This is a genomic window from Geobacillus sp. C56-T2, from assembly GCF_007829715.1.
Lineage (GTDB): Bacteria > Bacillota > Bacilli > Bacillales > Anoxybacillaceae > Geobacillus > Geobacillus icigianus.
Window position 1 is genome coordinate 1,174,511 of record NZ_VJWB01000001.1, and the last position, 19,066, is coordinate 1,193,576.

A 19,066-nucleotide genomic window follows, 5' to 3' on the forward strand; every position below is an offset into this window, starting at 1 on the left:
GAGCAACTTTTGGCTATACTAACGAATAAGGGCAAAACAGGCATCCGCTGCCGGCATCGATACATATACGCAACAAAGCGAAGGAGGATTTTTTTATGGCGATTACAGCACAAATGGTCAAAGAGCTGCGCGAAAAAACGGGCGCAGGCATGATGGACTGCAAAAAAGCGCTCACCGAAACGAACGGTGACATGGAGAAAGCGATCGACTGGCTGCGCGAAAAAGGAATTGCCAAAGCGGCGAAAAAAGCGGATCGCATCGCGGCCGAAGGGGTCGCCTACATCGCTGTGGAAGGCAACACCGCCGTCATTTTGGAAGTGAACTCGGAAACGGACTTCGTCGCCAAAAACGAAGAGTTTCAAGCGCTTGTAAAAACGTTGGCCGCCCACTTGCTGAAACAAAAACCGGCTTCGCTCGATGAAGCGCTCGGACAAACGATGGACAACGGCTCGACCGTCCAAGACTACATCAACGAAGCGATCGCGAAAATCGGCGAAAAAATTACGCTCCGCCGCTTTGCCGTCGTCAACAAAGCCGACGGCGAAACGTTTGGCGCGTACTTGCACATGGGCGGGCGCATCGGCGTATTAACGTTATTAGCCGGCAGCGCAAGCGAAGACGTTGCCAAAGATGTCGCCATGCACATCGCGGCGCTTCACCCGAAATACGTCTCGCGCGACGAGGTGCCGCAAGAAGAGGTCGCGCATGAGCGCGAAGTGTTGAAGCAACAAGCGTTAAACGAAGGCAAGCCGGAAAACATCGTTGAAAAAATGGTCGAAGGCCGGCTGAACAAGTTTTACGAAGACGTTTGCCTGCTTGAGCAAGCGTTCGTGAAAAACCCGGATGTGACGGTGCGCCAATACGTCGAATCGAACGTAGCGGCTGTGAAGCAGTTCATCCGCTACGAAGTCGGCGAAGGGCTCGAAAAACGTCAAGACAATTTCGCCGAAGAAGTGATGAGCCAAGTCAGAAAGCAATGACGGACCGCAACAGGGAACACGCGCGTGTTCCCTGTTTTTCAAAGTGATTCGCATCATGGAGGTTTGACATGGAACAACCAAAGTACAAACGCGTCGTGTTAAAGTTAAGCGGGGAAGCGCTCGCCGGAAAGCAAGGCTTTGGCATCCAGCCGGCCGTCATCCAGTCGATCGCCAAACAAGTCCAAGAGGTGGCTGACCTCGGTGTTGAGGTCGCCATTGTCGTCGGGGGCGGCAACATTTGGCGCGGAAAAACGGGAAGCGAAATGGGGATGGACCGGGCGACGGCCGACTATATGGGCATGTTGGCGACGGTGATGAACGCGCTCGCCTTGCAGGACAGCCTTGAGCAGCTCGGCGTGGAAACGCGGGTGCAAACATCGATCGAGATGCGGCAAGTCGCCGAACCGTACATTCGCCGCCGGGCGATCCGCCATTTGGAGAAAAAGCGGGTTGTCATTTTCGCCGCCGGCACCGGCAACCCGTATTTTTCGACCGATACAACGGCAGCGCTCCGGGCGGCGGAAATCGAGGCGGACGTCATTCTCATGGCGAAAAACAATGTCGATGGCGTCTACAGCGCCGATCCGAAGGTCGACGCCAATGCGGTCAAATACGAGGAGCTGTCGTACTTGGACGTCATTAAACAAGGCCTTGCCGTCATGGATTCGACCGCTTCTTCGCTTTGCATGGATAACAACATTCCGATTATCGTTTTTTCGATTATGGAAGAAGGAAACATTAAACGCGCTGTATTAGGCGAAAATATTGGAACGATCGTGAGGGGGAAATAACGATGGCCAAACACGTGATCCAACAGGCGAAAGAGAAGATGGATAAAGCGGTGCAAGCGTTCACTCGCGAGCTGGCGACGGTGCGCGCCGGACGGGCGAACGCCGGGTTGCTGGAGAAAGTGACCGTCGATTATTACGGCGTTGCGACGCCGATCAACCAGCTCGCTTCCATCAGCGTGCCGGAAGCGCGCATGCTTGTCATTCAGCCGTATGACAAATCGGTCATTAAAGAGATGGAAAAAGCGATTTTGGCCTCGGATCTAGGGCTGACGCCGTCGAATGACGGATCCGTCATTCGCTTGGTCATTCCGCCGCTCACCGAAGAACGGCGTCGCGAGCTGGCGAAGCTGGTCAAAAAATATTCCGAAGACGCGAAAGTCGCCGTGCGCAACATCCGCCGCGACGCGAACGATGAATTGAAAAAGCTCGAGAAAAATGGCGAGATTACGGAGGACGAGCTCCGCAGCTACACCGACGAAGTGCAAAAGCTGACCGATGACCACATCGCCAAAATCGATGCCATTACGAAAGAGAAAGAAAAAGAAGTCATGGAAGTATAGGCAAAACGTTGCAAACCCTCTATGTTCATGGAGGGTTTTTTTGCTATAATGGAAAAGCAAAACACGTTCGCGGAGGACTTATATGTTTACTAAAAGGCGAAAAATGAACGAGGAAGGCGCACCGGTGACGAGAGAAGAGGTGCTTAGGCGTCCGATTCCGAACCATGTCGCCATCATCATGGACGGCAACGGAAGATGGGCGAAAAGGCGGGCGCTGCCAAGGGCGGCCGGCCATTACGAAGGGATGCAAGTGGTGCGCAAAATCACCCGCTTCGCTAACGGGCTTGGGGTTCGCGTCTTGTCCCTTTACGCGTTTTCCACCGAAAATTGGAAGCGGCCGAAAAGTGAAGTCGATTACTTAATGAAGCTGCCGGAGCAGTTTTTGACGACGTTCCTTCCCGAGTTGATCGCTGAGAACGTGAAAGTGCAGGTCATCGGTCATACGGAGGCGCTGCCGGACCATACGCGCCGAGCGGTCGAAAAAGCCATTCAAGATACAAGCGGCAACACGGGGTTGGTGCTGAATTTTGCCCTCAACTACGGAAGCCGGGCGGAAATTACCGCCGCCGTCCAGCAAATCGCCAAAGAGGTCGAGCGCGGGGCGCTTGCGCCGGAAGACATTACCGAACCGCTCATTTCTTCGTATTTGATGACGGGGGGGCTCCAAGATCCGGATTTGCTCATTCGGACAAGTGGGGAAATCCGCCTCAGCAATTTTATGCTTTGGCAGCTCGCGTATACGGAACTTTGGTTTACCGATGTGTTATGGCCTGATTTTACCGAACAGCATTTTTTAGAGGCGATTGCCGCCTACCAGCGGCGCGACCGCCGGTTTGGGGGGGTGTCAGCGCAATGAAACAGCGAATCATCACCGGAGTGATCGCGGCGGCGCTCTTTTTGCCGATTGTTATTTTTGGCGGATTTCCGTTTATAATAGTAACATATATCATAGCGACGGTTGGACTGTTCGAACTGCTGCGGATGAAAGGAATGCGGCCGCTGTCGTTGGCAGGGGCGGCCGGCTTTGCCGCTCTTTGGTTGCTGCTCGTTCCCGCTCGCTACGGCGGGGAGTGGCTGTCAGCCGGTGCGGCTAAATTCGCCGTGATCGTCGGCCTTGCCTTCTTGTTGCTCATCGCGACGGTAGTGACCAAAAACGCGTTGACGTTTGACGAGGCGGCGTTTGTCGTCTTGGCGGTGTTGTATGTCGGCGTCGGATTTTTCTGTTTTGCCGCCATTCGTTTAACCGGGTTGTCCTATTTGGTTTATGCGCTGTTCGTCATTTGGGCGACCGACATTGGCGCGTACTTTTGCGGGCGCGCATTCGGGCGGCGCAAGCTATGGCCGGAGATCAGCCCGAAAAAAACGGTGGAGGGAGCTCTTGGCGGCATTGTCTCGGCCGTTGTGGTCGCCGCTGTTTACGAGTGGGCGGCGGAGCCGTTTGCCAGCTTTGCCGCCGCGCTATCGCTCGCGTTGTTGCTTTCCGTGTTCGGCCAGCTCGGCGACTTGGTCGAGTCGGCGTTCAAGCGCCATTACGGGGTGAAAGACTCGGGAGCGATTTTGCCGGGACATGGCGGCGTTTTGGATCGGTTTGACAGCCTGTTGTTTGTGCTGCCGCTTTTATACATATTCATCGAAGCGATACGATAAGCGGGTGAGGAGTGAAACGATTGAAATCGATCAGTTTATTGGGGGCGAGCGGGTCGATCGGCACGCAGACGCTCGACGTCATCCGCGCCCACCCCGGCCGCTTTCGCCTTGTCGCTGCGTCGGTCGGGAGAAACGTCGAAGCAGCGCGGAAATTGATGGCCGAATTTGCCCCGCGCCTTGTCGCCGTCGCCGATCGCGGCGCGTATGAGACGCTTTGCAGCGAATACGGCGGGCGGACAACGGTCGTGTACGGGGAGGACGGGCTGATTGAAGCCGCCGTCCATCCGGACGCTGACATCGTCGTCACCGCTGTCGTGGGCAGCGTCGGCCTTGTGCCGACGTTAAAAGCGATCGAGGCGGGCAAAACGATCGCGTTGGCCAACAAGGAGACATTGGTCGTTGCCGGCCACTTGGTGACCGCGGCGGCCGAAAAGCGCGGGGTGCCGCTGCTCCCGGTCGACAGCGAGCATTCCGCCATCTTCCAGTGCTTGCAAGGGGAGAAGCTCGAACAGGTTGACAAACTCATTTTAACGGCCTCCGGCGGCAGCTTCCGCGACAGGACGCGCGAGGAGCTTGCTGGGGTCACGGTCGAGGAGGCGCTTTGTCATCCGAATTGGTCGATGGGGGCGAAAATTACGATCGATTCGGCGACGATGATGAACAAAGGATTTGAAGTGATCGAAGCGCACTGGCTGTTCGGGCTGCCGTATGAGCAGATCGATGTCGTCCTGCACCGCGAGAGCGTCATCCATTCGCTCGTTCAGTTTCGCGATACGAGCGTGCTTGCCCAGCTCGGCACACCGGACATGCGCGTTCCGATTCAATACGCCCTCACCTATCCGGAACGGCTGCCGCTTTCTGCGGCGCAACCGCTCGATTTGGCGGCGATCGGATCGCTTCATTTTGCCCCGGTCGACTTCGAGCGCTATCGTTGCCTGCGATTGGCCTACGAGGCCGGAAGGCGGGGCGGCTCGCTGCCAGCGGTGTTGAACGCGGCCAATGAGGAGGCGGTGGCGGCGTTTTTAGCCGGGCGCATCCCGTTTTTGGCGATCGAAGAGTGGATCGAACGGGCCCTTGAGCGCCACCAGCCGATCAGCGATCCATCGCTTGAAGAGATTCGCGCGATTGACGCGGACACGCGCGCTTACGTTCGCACACTACTATCATAAAGGTGGTTGAAACGTTGGAATCGATCATTTCATTTATCGTCGTCTTTGGTGCCCTCGTCTTTTTCCACGAGTTGGGCCATTTGCTGTTAGCGAAGCGGGCCAGCATCCTTTGCCGTGAATTTGCCATCGGCTTTGGGCCGAAAGTGTTTTCGGTGAAGAAAAAAGAGACGGTCTACACCGTCCGGCTGCTTCCGCTTGGCGGTTTCGTCCGCATGGCCGGTGAAGATCCAGAAATGATTGAATTGAAGCGGGGACAAATCGTTGGTCTTTTGCTTGACGGCGACGGAAGAGTGGAAAAAATCATCGTCAACCATAAAGACGATTATCCAAACGCCCGCATCATTGAAGTGGAAGACGCCGATTTAGAGCACGGCATGTACGTGACCGGGTATGTCGACGGAGAGCGGCTTGAGCGCTTTGTTGTGAAAGAGCCGGCGTTTTTCGTCGCCGATCGCCAAGAAATTCAAATCGCTCCGTACCACCGTCAGTTTGCCGCCAAAACGCTCGGGCAGCGCACGATGACGATCTTGGCCGGACCGCTCGCCAACTTTGTCTTGGCGCTTGTCGTCTTTATTTTGATCGGCCTTTTGCAAGGCTATCCGGTCGACAAGCCGGTGATCGGCGAGCTGACGCCTGATGGGGCAGCGCGCGCCGCTGGTTTGAAGCAAGGAGATGAAGTGGTGGCGATCAACGGCGAACGGATGGACACATGGACGGAAATCGTCAACACGATTCGCAGCCATCCGCAAGAAACGCTCGAGTTTCAAATTCGGCGGGACGGAAAAGATATGACCGTTGCCGTCACTCCGGAAGCGAAGACGATTCAAGGGGAGACGATCGGTTTGATCGGGGTCTATCAGCCGATGGAAAAATCGGTGTTTGGCTCCGTGAAGCAAGGGTTGACCGAGACGTACTACTGGACGCGAGAAATTGTCGCCGGCCTCGGTCAGTTGATCACCGGCCAGTTTCAGCTGGATATGCTGTCGGGACCGGTCGGCATCGCCGTATCGACTGGCAAAGTCGCCGAATCAGGCATTTACTACTTGATGAAATGGGGCGCGATTTTAAGCATCAACCTTGGGATTATCAACTTGTTGCCGTTGCCGGCGCTCGACGGCGGACGGCTGCTCTTTTTCGCCATTGAAGCGGTGCGCGGCAAGCCGGTCGACCGGCAAAAAGAAGGGATGGTCCATTTTATCGGCTTCGCTCTGCTCATGCTGCTCATGCTTGTGGTGACATGGAACGACATTCAAAAATTTTTCCTATAAAGAGAGAGAACGAGGTGGCGAATGAATGAGACAAAGTCAAGCGTTTATTCCGACGTTGCGTGAAGTGCCGGCGGACGCGGAAGTGAAAAGTCATCAGCTTCTGTTGCGGGCCGGTTTCATCCGCCAAAGCACGAGCGGCGTTTATACGTTTTTGCCGCTCGGGCAACGCGTTTTGCAAAAAGTAGAAGCGATCATCCGGGAGGAGATGAACCGCATCGGGGCGATGGAGCTCCTCATGCCGGCGTTGCAGCCGGCTGAGCTTTGGCAGCAGTCCGGACGCTGGTATTCGTACGGTCCCGAGCTCATGCGCCTGAAAGACCGCCATGAGCGCGATTTCGCCCTCGGGCCGACGCATGAGGAAATGATCACAGCGATCGTCCGCGACGAGGTGAAAACGTACAAGCGGCTGCCGCTCGTCTTGTACCAAATTCAAACGAAATTCCGCGACGAAAAACGTCCGCGCTTTGGGCTGCTGCGCGGACGGGAATTTATCATGAAAGACGCGTATTCGTTCCATACGTCGAAAGAAAGCCTCGACGAAACGTACAACAACATGTACGAAGCGTACGCGAACATTTTCCGCCGCTGCGGCTTAAACTTCCGCGCCGTCATCGCCGATTCGGGGGCGATCGGCGGCAAAGACACGCACGAGTTTATGGTGTTATCCGACATCGGCGAGGATACGATCGCCTATTCCGATGCGTCCGATTATGCGGCCAACATCGAGATGGCGCCGGTCGTCGCCACGTATGAAAAGCGTGATGAGCCGCCGGCTGAGCTGAAAAAGGTGGCGACCCCGGGGCAAAAAACGATCGCGGAAGTGGCTTCGTACTTGCAAGTCGCGCCGGAGCGCTGCATCAAATCGCTCTTGTTTCACGTCGATGGCCGCTACGTGCTCGTGCTCGTCCGCGGCGACCACGAAGCGAATGAAGTCAAAGTGAAAAACGTCTTGGATGCGACGGTGGTGAGACTGGCGACGCCGGAGGAAACGAGGCAAGTCATGAACGCTCCGGTCGGCTCGCTCGGCCCGATCGGCGTCAAGGAAGAGGTGACGATGATCGCCGATCATGCCATCGCGGCAATCGTCAACGGCGTCTGCGGCGCCAATGAGGAAGGATATCATTATACGGGCGTCAACCCCGGCCGCGATTTTCCCGTCAGCCAATATGCGGATTTGCGTTTCGTCCAAGAAGGCGACCCGGCTCCCGATGGCAAAGGGACGATCCGCTTCGCCCGCGGCATTGAAGTCGGCCATGTGTTCAAGCTTGGCACGAAATATAGCGAAGCGATGAACGCCGTTTACCTCGATGAAAACGGTCAAGCGCAGACGATGATCATGGGCTGTTACGGCATCGGCGTTTCCCGGCTTGTCGCGGCGATCGCCGAACAGTTCGCCGATGAGAATGGGCTCGTCTGGCCGGTTTCGGTCGCGCCGTTCCATGTTCATTTGCTGACGGCGAACGCCAAAAGCGATGAACAGCGGGCGCTCGCCGAGGAATGGTACGACAAGCTTGGACAAGCGGGGTTCGACGTTTTGTACGACGACCGTCCCGAGCGCGCGGGAGTGAAGTTTGCCGACAGCGACTTGATCGGCATCCCGGTCCGCGTCACCGTCGGCAAGCGGGCCGGTGAAGGCGTTGTCGAAGTCAAAGTGCGGAAAACCGGCGAGTCGTTTGATGTGCCGGTCGCCGATCTCATCGAGACGGTGCGCCGTCTCTTGCAAGGGTGAACGAACAGCGCTGGTGAACAAGACGATGGCTGTCTTTTTCGCCGGCGCTGTTGCCGTTCGTATGGTATGATAGAAAAAGAGAAACGATTTCATGCGAGGGGAAGCCATGATGAATGCGCAAAAAGAGCGGTTTCTTGTGCTGCTCGAGCAGCTGAACATGACGTCGGATGAATGGCTGCCGCATTTTCGGGAGGCGGCGATTCGCAAAGTGGTGATTGATAAGCACGAAAAGAGCTGGCATTTTTATTTTCGCTTCGCCAACGTGCTGCCGGCTGACGTCTATCAAACATTTGCCAACCGGCTGCAAGCGGCGTTTCGCCATATTGCCGCCGTTCGCCATACGATCGAAGTCGACGCGCCGCACGTGACGGAGGCGGATGTGCAGGCGTATTGGTCGCTTTGCCTTGAGCAGCTGCAGGAAGGCGTCTCCCCGCTCGTGGACGCGCTCCGCCGCCAGACGCCGGCCGTGAGCGGAAACAAGCTCATCGTCAAAGCCCGGCACGAGGCGGAAGCGTTGGCCATGAAGCGGCGGTTCGCCAAAAAAATCGCCGATGTATACATGTCGTTTGGGTTTCCGTCTCTTCAGCTTGACGTTACTATTGAGCCAGTCGACCAAGAAATGGAGCAGTTTTTGGCGCAAAAGCGGCAAGAGGATGAAGAACGGGCGCTCGCTGTGCTGACCGATTTGGCGAAAGAAGAGGAAAAAACAGCGACAAGCGCTCCGTCTGGTCCGCTTGTCATCGGCTACCCGATTCGCGACGAGGAGCCGGTGCGCCTGCTTGAGACGATCGTCGAGGAAGAGCGGCGCGTCGTCGTCCAAGGGTACGTGTTTGCCGCCGAAGTGAGCGAACTCAAAAGCGGTCGCACGCTGCTGACGGCCAAAATCACCGATTACACGAACTCGATTTTAGTCAAAATGTTCTCGCGCGACAAAGAAGATGCCGAACTGATGCACAGCGTCAAAAAGGGCATGTGGGTGAAAGTGCGCGGCAGCGTGCAAAACGATACGTTCGTCCGCGATCTCGTTCTCATCGCCAACGATTTGAATGAAATCGCCGCCAATGAGCGGCACGATACGGCGCCGGAAGGAAACAAGCGGGTCGAGCTTCATTTGCATACACCGATGAGCCAAATGGATGCCGTCACACCGGTGGCAACGCTCATTGAGCAGGCGAAAAAATGGGGGCATCCGGCCGTTGCCATCACCGATCACGCGGTCGTTCAGTCGTTCCCGGAGGCGTACAGCGCGGCGAAAAAACACGGCATAAAGGTGATTTACGGCCTCGAAGCCAACATCGTCGATGATGGCGTGCCAATCGCCTACAATGAGGCGCATCGCCGCCTTTCCGATGAGACGTATGTCGTCTTTGACGTCGAAACGACGGGGCTGTCGGCCGTGTACAACACGGTCATCGAGCTGGCGGCGGTGAAGGTGAAAGACGGCGAGATCATCGACCGGTTCATGTCGTTTGCCGATCCGGGCCACCCGTTGTCCGTGACGACGATGGAACTGACCGGCATTACCGATGAGATGGTAAAGGGCGCGCCGCGGCCGGAGGAAGTGCTGGCTCGCTTTATCGACTGGGCCGGCGACGCGACGCTCGCCGCCCACAACGCCAGCTTCGACATCGGCTTTTTAAATGCCGGCCTCGCGAAAATGGGGCGCGGCCACGTGCCGAATCCCGTCATTGACACGCTCGAGCTCGCCCGCTTTCTATACCCGGATTTGAAAAACCATCGTCTTAACACGCTATGCAAAAAGTTTGATATCGAATTGACGCAGCACCACCGGGCGATTTATGACGCCGAGGCGACCGGTCATTTGCTCATGCGGCTGTTAAAAGAAGCGGAAGAGCGGGGCATTTTGTATCATGATGAACTGAACAGCCGCACGCACAGCGAGGCGTCCTACCGCCTTGCCCGCCCGTTTCACGCGACGCTGCTGGCGCAAAATGAGACCGGATTGAAAAATTTGTTCAAGCTCGTGTCCTTGTCGCACATTCACTATTTTCATCGCGTGCCGCGCATCCCGCGCTCCGTGCTTGTGAAGCACCGCGAAGGCTTGCTTGTCGGTTCGGGCTGCGACAAAGGAGAGCTGTTTGACAACTTGATCCAAAAGGCGCCGGAAGAAGTGGAAGACTTGGCTCGCTTTTACGATTTTCTCGAAGTGCATCCGCCGGATGTGTACAAGCCGCTCATTGAAATGGGCTATGTGCAAGACGAAGAGATGATCAAAACCATCATCCGCCACATCGTCGCCCTTGGCGAGAAGCTGAATATTCCCGTTGTCGCCACCGGCAACGTTCATTACTTGAATCGGGAGGACAAAATTTACCGAAAAATTTTGATCCACTCGCAAGGCGGAGCGAATCCGCTCAACCGGCACGACCTGCCGGATGTGTATTTCCGGACGACGAATGAAATGCTCGATTGCTTCTCGTTTTTAGGTCCGGAAAAGGCGAAAGAAATCGTCGTCGACAACACGCAGAAAATCGCCTCGTTAATCGGCGATGTGAAGCCGATCAAAGACGAGTTGTACACCCCGCGCATTGAAGGCGCGGATGAGGAAATCCGCGAGATGAGCTACCGGCGGGCGAAGGAAATTTATGGAGATCCGTTGCCGAAGCTCGTCGAAGAGCGGCTCGAAAAAGAGTTGAACAGCATTATCGGCCATGGGTTTGCCGTCATTTATTTGATTTCCCATAAGCTCGTGAAAAAATCGCTTGATGACGGCTATCTCGTCGGCTCGCGCGGGTCGGTCGGCTCATCGTTTGTCGCGACGATGACGGAAATTACCGAAGTGAACCCGCTGCCGCCGCATTACGTTTGCCCAAACTGCAAGCATTCCGAGTTTTTCAACGATGGGTCGGTCGGCTCGGGCTTTGACTTGCCCGATAAAAACTGCCCGCGATGCGGGGCGAAATACAAAAAAGACGGGCACGACATCCCGTTTGAGACGTTCCTCGGCTTTAAAGGCGACAAAGTGCCGGATATCGACTTGAACTTCTCAGGGGAATACCAGCCGCGCGCCCATAACTATACGAAAGTGCTGTTTGGTGAAGACAACGTCTACCGCGCGGGCACGATCGGCACCGTGGCCGACAAAACGGCGTACGGATTTGTCAAAGGCTATGCGAGCGACCATAACCTCGAGCTGCGCGGCGCGGAAATCGACCGGCTCGCGGCCGGCTGCACCGGGGTGAAGCGGACGACCGGGCAGCACCCGGGCGGCATTATCGTCGTCCCCGATTATATGGAAATTTACGACTTTACGCCGATCCAATACCCGGCGGATGATACGTCATCGGAGTGGCGGACGACCCATTTCGACTTCCACTCGATTCACGATAATTTGCTGAAGCTTGATATTCTCGGGCACGACGATCCGACCGTCATCCGGATGCTGCAAGATTTAAGCGGCATCGACCCGAAAACGATCCCGACCGATGATCCGGATGTGATGGGCATTTTCAGCAGCACCGAACCGCTTGGCGTCACGCCGGAACAAATTATGTGCAACGTCGGCACGATCGGCATTCCAGAGTTTGGCACCCGCTTCGTAAGACAAATGTTGGAAGAGACAAAACCAAAAACGTTTTCCGAGCTCGTGCAAATTTCCGGCTTGTCGCACGGCACCGATGTGTGGCTCGGCAATGCGCAAGAGCTCATTCAAAGCGGGACGTGCACGCTGTCGGAAGTGATCGGCTGCCGCGACGACATCATGGTCTATCTCATTTACCGCGGGCTCGAGCCGTCGCTGGCGTTTAAAATTATGGAATCGGTGCGCAAAGGGAAAGGATTGACGCCGGAATTCGAAGCGGAAATGCGCAAACACGACGTGCCGGAGTGGTACATTGAGTCATGCAAAAAAATCAAGTACATGTTCCCGAAAGCGCACGCCACCGCCTACGTATTAATGGCGGTGCGCATCGCCTACTTTAAGGTGCATCATCCGCTCTTGTATTACGCGTCGTACTTCACGGTGCGGGCGGAAGATTTCGACCTTGACGCCATGATCAAAGGATCGGCCGCCATTCGCAAGCGGATTGAAGAAATTAACGCCAAAGGCATCCAAGCGACAGCGAAGGAGAAAAGTTTGCTCACTGTCTTAGAGGTGGCGCTGGAAATGTGTGAGCGCGGCTTTTCGTTCAAAAATATTGATCTGTACCGTTCACAGGCGACCGACTTCGTCATTGACGGCCATTCGCTCATTCCGCCGTTTAACGCCATTCCCGGCCTTGGCGACAACGTGGCACAAGCGATCGTGCGCGCCCGTGAGGAAGGCGAATTTTTATCCAAAGAAGATTTGCAACAGCGCGGCAAAGTGTCGAAAACGCTGTTGGAATATCTGGAACAGCGCGGCTGCCTCGACTCGCTTCCCGACCATAACCAGCTGTCACTGTTTTGACGGCGGAAAACAGCCTGCTTTTTTGCGGCCGTTTTCCGTTGCAATATCATTACCAATATGTTATAGTTTTAGTGGAATTGGCAAAGATAATGGCAGGCAAAGAGTGGGGAAACCCACTCTTTCGTCTTGAATCGGCATCCGTCTTTCGTTCATTCCCCGCCTTGAGCAGGGGATTTTCTCATTATGCCATACGTGCAGCTTGGCTCGGTAAGGAGGAAAACGATGGGCAAAAAAGTGACAGACACGGTCGAACAACTCGTGGCGCCCATTTTGGACGAAATGGGGCTGGAGCTCGTGGACATCGAATATGTGAAGGAAGGGAAGAACTGGTTCTTGCGCGTTTTTATCGATTCAGAGAACGGGGTCGATATTGAACAGTGCGGCGTTGTCAGTGAAAAACTGAGCGAAAAGCTCGATGAAGTCGATCCGATTCCCCACAACTATTTCTTGGAAGTCTCATCGCCGGGGGCGGAGCGGCCGCTGAAAAACGAAAACGATTTTTACAAAGCGGTCGGGAAACATGTCATGATCAAAACGTATGAGCCGATTGAGGGAGAAAAACAATTCGAAGGCGAGCTGACCGCTTTTGACGGAACGACCGTGACGCTGTCGGTAAAAGACCGCGGGCGGCAAAAAACGGTCGCCATTCCGTATGACAAAGTGGCAAGCGCAAGGCTAGCCGTCATTTTCTTCTAAGTGGCAAAAGGGGGATTTTCGTTTCATGAATACGCAACTGCTTGAGGCGTTAGCCGACCTGATGCGGGAAAAAGGCATCAGCAAAGAAGTCATCGTGGAAGCGATCGAAGCAGCGATCGTTTCGGCATACAAGCGCAATTTCGGCCAAGCGCAAAACGTGCGCGTCGACTTCAACATGGACACCGGCACGATCCGCGTGCTCGCGCGCAAGGACGTCGTCGAAGAAGTGACCGACCCGCGCCTCGAAATTTCGCTTGAAGAAGCGCAGCGAATCAATCCGAACTATCAGATCGGCGACGTCGTCGAACTGGAAGTGACGCCGCGCGATTTCGGGCGCATCGCGGCGCAGACGGCGAAGCAAGTCGTCACCCAGCGCGTGCGCGAAGCGGAGCGGAGCATTATTTACGCCGAGTTCGTCGACCGCGAGGAAGATATTATGACCGGCATCGTTCAGCGCATCGATCCGCGCTTTGTCTACGTCAGCCTCGGCAAAGCGGAGGCGCTTCTGCCGGCAAACGAACAAATGCCGAACGAAACGTACAAGCCGCACGATCGGCTGAAAGTCTACATTACCAAAGTGGAAAAAACGACAAAAGGGCCGCAAATTTTCGTTTCTCGCACTCATCCGGGCTTGCTGAAGCGGCTGTTTGAGCTGGAAGTGCCGGAAATTTACGATGGCACGGTCGAAATTAAGTCTATCGCCCGCGAAGCTGGCGACCGGTCAAAAATTTCCGTTCATTCCGACAACCCGGAGGTCGACCCGGTGGGCGCCTGCGTCGGGCCGAAGGGGCAGCGCGTCCAAGCGGTCGTTGATGAACTGAACGGGGAAAAAATTGATATCGTCCGCTGGTCGGCGGACCCGGTTGAGTTTGTCGCCAACGCCCTCAGCCCGGCGAAAGTGCTGCGCGTCATCGTGAACGAGGAACAAAAGGCAACGACCGTCGTCGTTCCCGACTACCAGCTGTCGCTCGCCATCGGCAAGCGCGGGCAAAACGCCCGGCTGGCAGCGAAATTAACCGGCTGGAAAATCGATATTAAAAGCGAATCAGAAGCGCGGGAAATGGGCATTGACCCATATGCGCCATCCACTTCGCTTGATTTCAGCGGCGCGGCGGCTGATAATGAACATAGTGAGGAAAGCGGCCAACCGTTCACTGAACCGGCGGACATCGAGTGAGGGGGAATGGAGATGGCAGCGCAAAAGAAAATTCCGTTACGCAAATGCGTCGTCACCGGAGAGATGAAACCGAAACGGGAAATGGTGCGCATCGTCCGCTCCAAAGACGGAGAGGTGTCGATCGACCCGACCGGCAAGAAGGCGGGGCGCGGCGCATACATGACGTTGGATCCGGAATGCATTTTGCTGGCCAAAAAGAAAAACATTTTGGCCCGCCATTTAAAGGCCGAAATTGCGGAAACGCTGTATGACGAGCTGCTCGCGTTGGCGGAAAAGGAGAAGCGCACGGGCCATGAACAATAGCCGCTGGGCGTCGCTGTTAGGGCTGGCGCAGCGGGCCGGAAAAGTCGTTTCCGGCGAAGGGCTTGTCGTCAAAGAAGTGCAGCGGGGCAAAGCGCAGCTCGTTTTATTGTCCGAAGACGCATCAGCCAATACGGAAAAAAAAGTGACCGACAAGTGCGCGTTTTATGGCGTTCCGCTTTGCAAAGTGCCGGACCGCTATACGCTTGGCGGGGCGATCGGCAAAGACGCCCGCGTCGTCGTCGCCGTCACCGATGAAGGGTTCGCGCGTCAACTGCTGACGATGCTCGACCGATCTTAATGGGGGTGAATGTATGTCCAAAATGCGTGTCTACGAATACGCCAAAAAACAAAACGTGCCTAGCAAGGACGTTATCCATAAATTGAAAGAAATGAACATCGAAGTGAACAATCATATGACCATGCTCGAACCTGATGTCGTCGAAAAACTCGATCATCAATACCGCCCGAACGCGGAGAAAAAAGACGGGCGAAAAGAGGAAAAGAAAGGGAAAAAGCCGGAGAAGACGGAGAAGCCGAAGCGGCCGACGCCGGCGAAAGCGACCGATTTTGCCGATGAAGAACTGTTTGACGATGGAAAAGAAGCGGCGAAAAGCAAGCCGGTGAAGAAAAAAGGAGCGCCAAAAGGGAAGGAAACGAAAAAAACCGAAGCCCAGCAGCAGGAGAAAAAGCTGCTCCAAGCGGCGAAAAAGAAAGGCAAAGGGCCGGCCAAAGGGAAAAAACAAGCCGCCCCGGCCGCGAAGCAGCCGCCACAGCCGGCGAAAAAAGAAAAAGAGCTGCCGAAAAAAATTACGTTCGAAGGTTCGCTGACAGTAGCCGAGCTGGCGAAAAAATTGGGCCGCGAGCCGTCGGAAATCATTAAAAAGCTGTTTATGCTCGGTGTGATGGCGACCATCAACCAAGACTTAGACAAGGACGCGATCGAACTGATCTGCTCCGATTACGGCGTCGAAGTCGAAGAAAAAGTGACGATCGATGAAACGAACTTCGAAACGATCGAGATTGTCGACGCGCCGGAAGATCTCGTGGAACGGCCGCCGGTTGTGACGATCATGGGGCACGTCGACCACGGAAAAACGACGCTGCTCGATGCGATCCGTCATTCGAAAGTGACGGAGCAAGAAGCGGGCGGCATTACGCAGCACATCGGGGCGTACCAAGTGACCGTCAACGACAAAAAAATTACGTTCCTCGATACGCCGGGTCATGAGGCGTTTACGACAATGCGGGCGCGCGGCGCGCAAGTGACGGATATCGTCATTCTTGTTGTCGCTGCCGATGACGGGGTCATGCCGCAAACGGTCGAAGCGATCAACCACGCCAAGGCCGCCAACGTGCCGATCATCGTCGCCATCAACAAAATGGATAAACCGGAAGCCAATCCAGACCGCGTCATGCAGGAGCTGATGGAATACAACCTCGTTCCGGAAGAATGGGGCGGGGATACGATTTTCTGCAAGTTGTCGGCGAAAACGAAAGAAGGCATTGACCACTTGCTTGAGATGATTTTGCTCGTCAGCGAAATGGAAGAACTGAAGGCGAACCCGAACCGGCGCGCGGTCGGCACGGTGATTGAAGCGAAGCTTGACAAAGGGCGCGGCCCGGTGGCGACGCTGTTGATCCAAACCGGAACGCTTCGCATCGGCGATCCGATCGTCGTCGGCACGACGTACGGGCGCGTGCGCGCGATGGTGAACGACAGCGGCCGGCGCGTCAAAGAGGCGGGGCCATCGATGCCGGTCGAAATCACCGGTCTGCACGATGTGCCGCAAGCCGGCGACCGCTTTATGGTGTTTGAAGATGAGAAAAAAGCGCGGCAAATCGCCGAAGTGCGGGCGCAGCGGCAGCTGCAGGAGCAGCGGAGCGTCAAAACGCGCATCAGCTTGGACGATCTGTTTGAGCAAATTAAGCAAGGCGAAATGAAAGAGCTGAACTTGATCGTCAAGGCCGACGTCCAAGGATCGGTTGAAGCGCTTGTCGCCGCCTTGCAAAAAATCGACGTCGAAGGCGTGCGGGTGAAAATCATCCACGCTGCCGTTGGCGCCATCACCGAATCGGACATTTCGTTGGCGACGGCTTCAAACGCCATCGTCATCGGCTTTAACGTCCGTCCGGACGCCAACGCGAAGCGCGCCGCCGAATCGGAAAAAGTGGACATCCGCCTCCACCGCATCATTTACAACGTCATCGAGGAAATTGAGGCGGCCATGAAAGGAATGCTCGATCCGGAATACGAAGAAAAAGTGATCGGCCAAGCGGAAGTGCGGCAAACGTTTAAGGTGTCGAAAGTCGGCACGATCGCCGGCTGCTACGTCACCGACGGCAAAATCACCCGCGACAGCAAAGTGCGCCTCATTCGCCAAGGCATCGTCGTCTACGAAGGGGAAATCGATTCGCTCAAGCGGTACAAAGACGATGTGCGCGAAGTGGCGCAAGGCTATGAGTGCGGGGTGACGATCAAAAACTTCAACGATATTAAAGAAGGGGACGTCATCGAGGCGTACGTTATGCAGGAAGTGGCTCGGGCATGATCGGATTCGCCGCGTGCGAGTGCCTGATCTACAACGCCCGGTCGCTGAAGGACAAACGAGCCGTCTTGCAGCGGGTGCTGACGAGAATCCGGCAACGGTACAACGTGTCGGTGGCGGAAATCGATCATCAAGAGGCATGGCAGCGGGCGAAAATCGGCCTCGTTGCCATCGCGTCCAGCCGCCGCGCTGCCGAACGGGAGCTCGAACGGGCGTTGGCGTTGCTCGATTCGTTTCCCGAGTTGGAGCGGGCGGCGACAGTATTCGAGTGGCTGTGATCGAGGTGATGGATGATGAATATACGGGCAACTCGCGTGGGCGAGCAGATGAAAAAAGAGCTGAGCGACATTATCGGTCGCAAGCTGAAAGACCCGCGCATCGGCTTTGTGACGGTGACCGATGTGCGCGTGACGGGCGATTTGCAGCAGGCCAAAGTGTACATCAGCATCTTGGGCGATGACAAACAGCGGGAAGAGACGCTGAAGGCGCTGGAAAAAGCAAAAGGGTTTATCCGCTCGGAAATCGGGCAGCGCATCCGCCTGCGCAAAACGCCGGACATTTTGTTTGAAATCGACGAAACGATCGAATACGGAAGCCGCATTGAGCAGCTGATCCGGCAACTTTCGGACAGCAAGGAAGCTGACGAGAATGCGGATAAGCAGTAGCAGGGGGCTGACCGAAAAGGTTGGCTGCCTTCAAGATCGGCACGACCGATCGTGCGGCAGAAGCAGTCAGCACGTATATAGAGCAATAAAAGAGGGGATCCCGATCCTTTTGGGACACCCTCGTTGCCGCGCTTTATCCGCAAACGATGCCGAAAAGCGGTAGCGGACGTTCCTTTTCATTTGCGAGTATGGAAACAGAAAGGGTGCGCCGATGGACGGGGTATTGCTGCTCCATAAACCGAAAGGAATGACATCGCATGACTGTGTGGCGAGCGTGCGCCGCCTGCTCGGCGTCAAAAAAGCGGGGCACACCGGTACGTTGGATCCGAACGTGTCCGGCGTGCTGCCCATTTGCCTTGGCAAGGCGACGCGCATCGCTGAATTTTTAACCGGCGCGACGAAAACGTACGAAGGAGAAGTGACGCTTGGCGCCGCGACGACAACGGAAGATGCCGATGGCGACATCATCGCCGCCCGCCCGATCGAGCGGGCGATCGCGCGCGCGGAGATCGAAGCGGTGCTGGACAGCTTGACTGGCGAAATGGAGCAAACGCCGCCGATGTACTCCGCGGTGAAAGTGGGCGGCAAAAAACTATATGAATACGCGCGCGCCGGCCTCGAAGTGGAGCGTCCGGTGCGGCGCGTGACGATTTATGAGCTGAAGCTGCTCGATGAGCGTGAGCAGTTCACCGGGGAAACGGTGTCGTTCCGCTTTCGCGTCACGTGCAGCAAAGGCACGTATGTCCGTACGCTTGCGGTGACGATCGGCGAACGGCTCGGCTACCCGGCGCACATGTCCGATCTGGTCCGGACGGCCTCGGGGCCGTTCCGGCTTGAGGAGTGCGTGACGTTGGCGGAGCTTGCCCGGCGAGCGGCTGACGGAACGGCCGCTTCCCTCATCATTCCGATTGAGCGAGCGCTCTTTCATTTGCCGAAATATCAAATCAATGATAAAGTAGCAGAGAAAGTAAAGAACGGGGCGCTGCTTCGCCTTCCCGCATTTTTCGAGCAGGTTGATGGACCGATTGTGCTCGTTTCGCCTGAGCGGGAAGCGCTGGCTCTGTACGTCAAGCACCCGACGCGCCCCGGCTTGATGAAGCCGCTCAAAGTGTTTCATTCATGAAAAA

Annotated in this window: 17 protein-coding genes; all 17 read left to right on the forward strand. The window is 55.9% G+C overall.

The window, feature by feature from the left end; translation table 11 throughout:
- Positions 1–95 precede the first annotated feature (95 nt).
- Positions 96–980 (forward strand): translation elongation factor Ts, encoded by an 885-nt coding sequence (gene tsf / locus GC56T2_RS06035; protein WP_144973776.1) that lies wholly within the window; start codon positions 96–98, stop codon positions 978–980.
- Positions 981–1,048: 68 nt separating this feature from the next.
- The gene (pyrH, locus tag GC56T2_RS06040; protein WP_033023064.1) at positions 1,049–1,771 is read left to right on the forward strand and encodes a UMP kinase; all 723 of its coding nucleotides are present in this window, start codon (positions 1,049–1,051) and stop codon (positions 1,769–1,771) included.
- A gap of 2 nt (positions 1,772–1,773) precedes the next feature.
- On the forward strand, positions 1,774–2,331 hold the full coding sequence (frr, locus tag GC56T2_RS06045; RefSeq protein WP_144973778.1) for a ribosome recycling factor: 558 nt from the start codon (positions 1,774–1,776) through the stop codon (positions 2,329–2,331).
- A gap of 82 nt (positions 2,332–2,413) precedes the next feature.
- Positions 2,414–3,187 carry an undecaprenyl pyrophosphate synthase gene (locus tag GC56T2_RS06050; RefSeq protein WP_144973780.1) on the forward strand — a complete coding sequence of 258 codons (774 nt, stop codon included), beginning with the start codon at positions 2,414–2,416 and terminating at the stop codon, positions 3,185–3,187.
- A complete protein-coding gene (locus tag GC56T2_RS06055; protein ID WP_033023075.1) occupies positions 3,184–3,978 on the forward strand; it encodes a phosphatidate cytidylyltransferase in 795 nt (264 codons plus the stop codon). Before GC56T2_RS06050 ends, GC56T2_RS06055 begins: the two co-directional genes overlap by 4 nt.
- A 20-nt stretch (positions 3,979–3,998) precedes the next feature.
- Positions 3,999–5,147, forward strand: coding sequence for a 1-deoxy-D-xylulose-5-phosphate reductoisomerase (dxr, locus tag GC56T2_RS06060; RefSeq protein ID WP_144977097.1), 1,149 nt, complete (start codon positions 3,999–4,001; stop codon positions 5,145–5,147).
- Positions 5,148–5,149: 2 nt separating this feature from the next.
- Entirely contained in the window at positions 5,150–6,415 is a 1,266-nt protein-coding gene (gene rseP / locus GC56T2_RS06065) for an RIP metalloprotease RseP (RefSeq protein ID WP_172706092.1), read from the forward strand.
- Between the two features lie 25 nt (positions 6,416–6,440).
- Positions 6,441–8,144 carry a proline--tRNA ligase gene (locus GC56T2_RS06070; protein WP_144973784.1) on the forward strand — a complete coding sequence of 568 codons (1,704 nt, stop codon included), beginning with the start codon at positions 6,441–6,443 and terminating at the stop codon, positions 8,142–8,144.
- A gap of 106 nt (positions 8,145–8,250) precedes the next feature.
- Positions 8,251–12,552 carry a PolC-type DNA polymerase III gene (locus tag GC56T2_RS06075; protein ID WP_144977100.1) on the forward strand — a complete coding sequence of 1,434 codons (4,302 nt, stop codon included), beginning with the start codon at positions 8,251–8,253 and terminating at the stop codon, positions 12,550–12,552.
- A gap of 222 nt (positions 12,553–12,774) precedes the next feature.
- Positions 12,775–13,248, forward strand: a complete 474-nt coding sequence (gene rimP, locus GC56T2_RS06080) for a ribosome maturation factor RimP (protein ID WP_144973786.1) — start codon at positions 12,775–12,777, stop codon at positions 13,246–13,248.
- Positions 13,249–13,273: 25 nt separating this feature from the next.
- A complete protein-coding gene (gene nusA / locus GC56T2_RS06085; RefSeq protein ID WP_144973788.1) occupies positions 13,274–14,425 on the forward strand; it encodes a transcription termination factor NusA in 1,152 nt (383 codons plus the stop codon).
- 12 nt (positions 14,426–14,437) lie between these two features.
- A complete protein-coding gene (gene rnpM, locus GC56T2_RS06090) occupies positions 14,438–14,728 on the forward strand; it encodes an RNase P modulator RnpM (protein WP_033023089.1) in 291 nt (96 codons plus the stop codon).
- Positions 14,718–15,026, forward strand: a complete 309-nt coding sequence (locus GC56T2_RS06095; protein ID WP_033843530.1) for a YlxQ family RNA-binding protein — start codon at positions 14,718–14,720, stop codon at positions 15,024–15,026. The genes rnpM and GC56T2_RS06095 overlap by 11 nt, the downstream gene beginning before the upstream one ends.
- Before the next feature lie 13 nt (positions 15,027–15,039).
- Positions 15,040–17,277: a translation initiation factor IF-2 gene (infB, locus tag GC56T2_RS06100; protein WP_144973790.1), complete on the forward strand. Its 2,238-nt coding sequence runs from the start codon at positions 15,040–15,042 to the stop codon at positions 17,275–17,277.
- The gene (locus tag GC56T2_RS06105; protein ID WP_033023101.1) at positions 17,274–17,552 is read left to right on the forward strand and encodes a DUF503 domain-containing protein; all 279 of its coding nucleotides are present in this window, start codon (positions 17,274–17,276) and stop codon (positions 17,550–17,552) included. The genes infB and GC56T2_RS06105 overlap by 4 nt, the downstream gene beginning before the upstream one ends.
- Before the next feature lie 15 nt (positions 17,553–17,567).
- Entirely contained in the window at positions 17,568–17,939 is a 372-nt protein-coding gene (gene rbfA, locus GC56T2_RS06110) for a 30S ribosome-binding factor RbfA (protein ID WP_033023102.1), read from the forward strand.
- Positions 17,940–18,150: 211 nt separating this feature from the next.
- Complete coding sequence (truB, locus tag GC56T2_RS06115; protein ID WP_144973792.1) at positions 18,151–19,062, forward strand: tRNA pseudouridine(55) synthase TruB; 912 nt, start codon at positions 18,151–18,153, stop codon at positions 19,060–19,062.
- The last annotated feature ends 4 nt before the right edge of the window (positions 19,063–19,066 follow it).

What these genes read in the sequence shown, in the direction of transcription:
- infB (WP_144973790.1), top strand. Translation starts at nt 15,040, where the DNA reads ATGTCCAAAATGCGTGTCTACGAATACGCCAAAAAACAAAACGTGCCT.
- rbfA (WP_033023102.1), top strand. Translation starts at nt 17,568, where the DNA reads ATGAATATACGGGCAACTCGCGTGGGCGAGCAGATGAAAAAAGAGCTG.
- GC56T2_RS06055 (WP_033023075.1), top strand. Translation starts at nt 3,184, where the DNA reads ATGAAACAGCGAATCATCACCGGAGTGATCGCGGCGGCGCTCTTTTTG.
- nusA (WP_144973788.1), top strand. Translation starts at nt 13,274, where the DNA reads ATGAATACGCAACTGCTTGAGGCGTTAGCCGACCTGATGCGGGAAAAA.
- rimP (WP_144973786.1), top strand. Translation starts at nt 12,775, where the DNA reads ATGGGCAAAAAAGTGACAGACACGGTCGAACAACTCGTGGCGCCCATT.
- GC56T2_RS06105 (WP_033023101.1), top strand. Translation starts at nt 17,274, where the DNA reads ATGATCGGATTCGCCGCGTGCGAGTGCCTGATCTACAACGCCCGGTCG.
- rnpM (WP_033023089.1), top strand. Translation starts at nt 14,438, where the DNA reads ATGGCAGCGCAAAAGAAAATTCCGTTACGCAAATGCGTCGTCACCGGA.
- frr (WP_144973778.1), top strand. Translation starts at nt 1,774, where the DNA reads ATGGCCAAACACGTGATCCAACAGGCGAAAGAGAAGATGGATAAAGCG.
- pyrH (WP_033023064.1), top strand. Translation starts at nt 1,049, where the DNA reads ATGGAACAACCAAAGTACAAACGCGTCGTGTTAAAGTTAAGCGGGGAA.
- GC56T2_RS06095 (WP_033843530.1), top strand. Translation starts at nt 14,718, where the DNA reads ATGAACAATAGCCGCTGGGCGTCGCTGTTAGGGCTGGCGCAGCGGGCC.
- GC56T2_RS06070 (WP_144973784.1), top strand. Translation starts at nt 6,441, where the DNA reads ATGAGACAAAGTCAAGCGTTTATTCCGACGTTGCGTGAAGTGCCGGCG.
- truB (WP_144973792.1), top strand. Translation starts at nt 18,151, where the DNA reads ATGGACGGGGTATTGCTGCTCCATAAACCGAAAGGAATGACATCGCAT.
- GC56T2_RS06050 (WP_144973780.1), top strand. Translation starts at nt 2,414, where the DNA reads ATGTTTACTAAAAGGCGAAAAATGAACGAGGAAGGCGCACCGGTGACG.
- GC56T2_RS06075 (WP_144977100.1), top strand. Translation starts at nt 8,251, where the DNA reads ATGATGAATGCGCAAAAAGAGCGGTTTCTTGTGCTGCTCGAGCAGCTG.
- tsf (WP_144973776.1), top strand. Translation starts at nt 96, where the DNA reads ATGGCGATTACAGCACAAATGGTCAAAGAGCTGCGCGAAAAAACGGGC.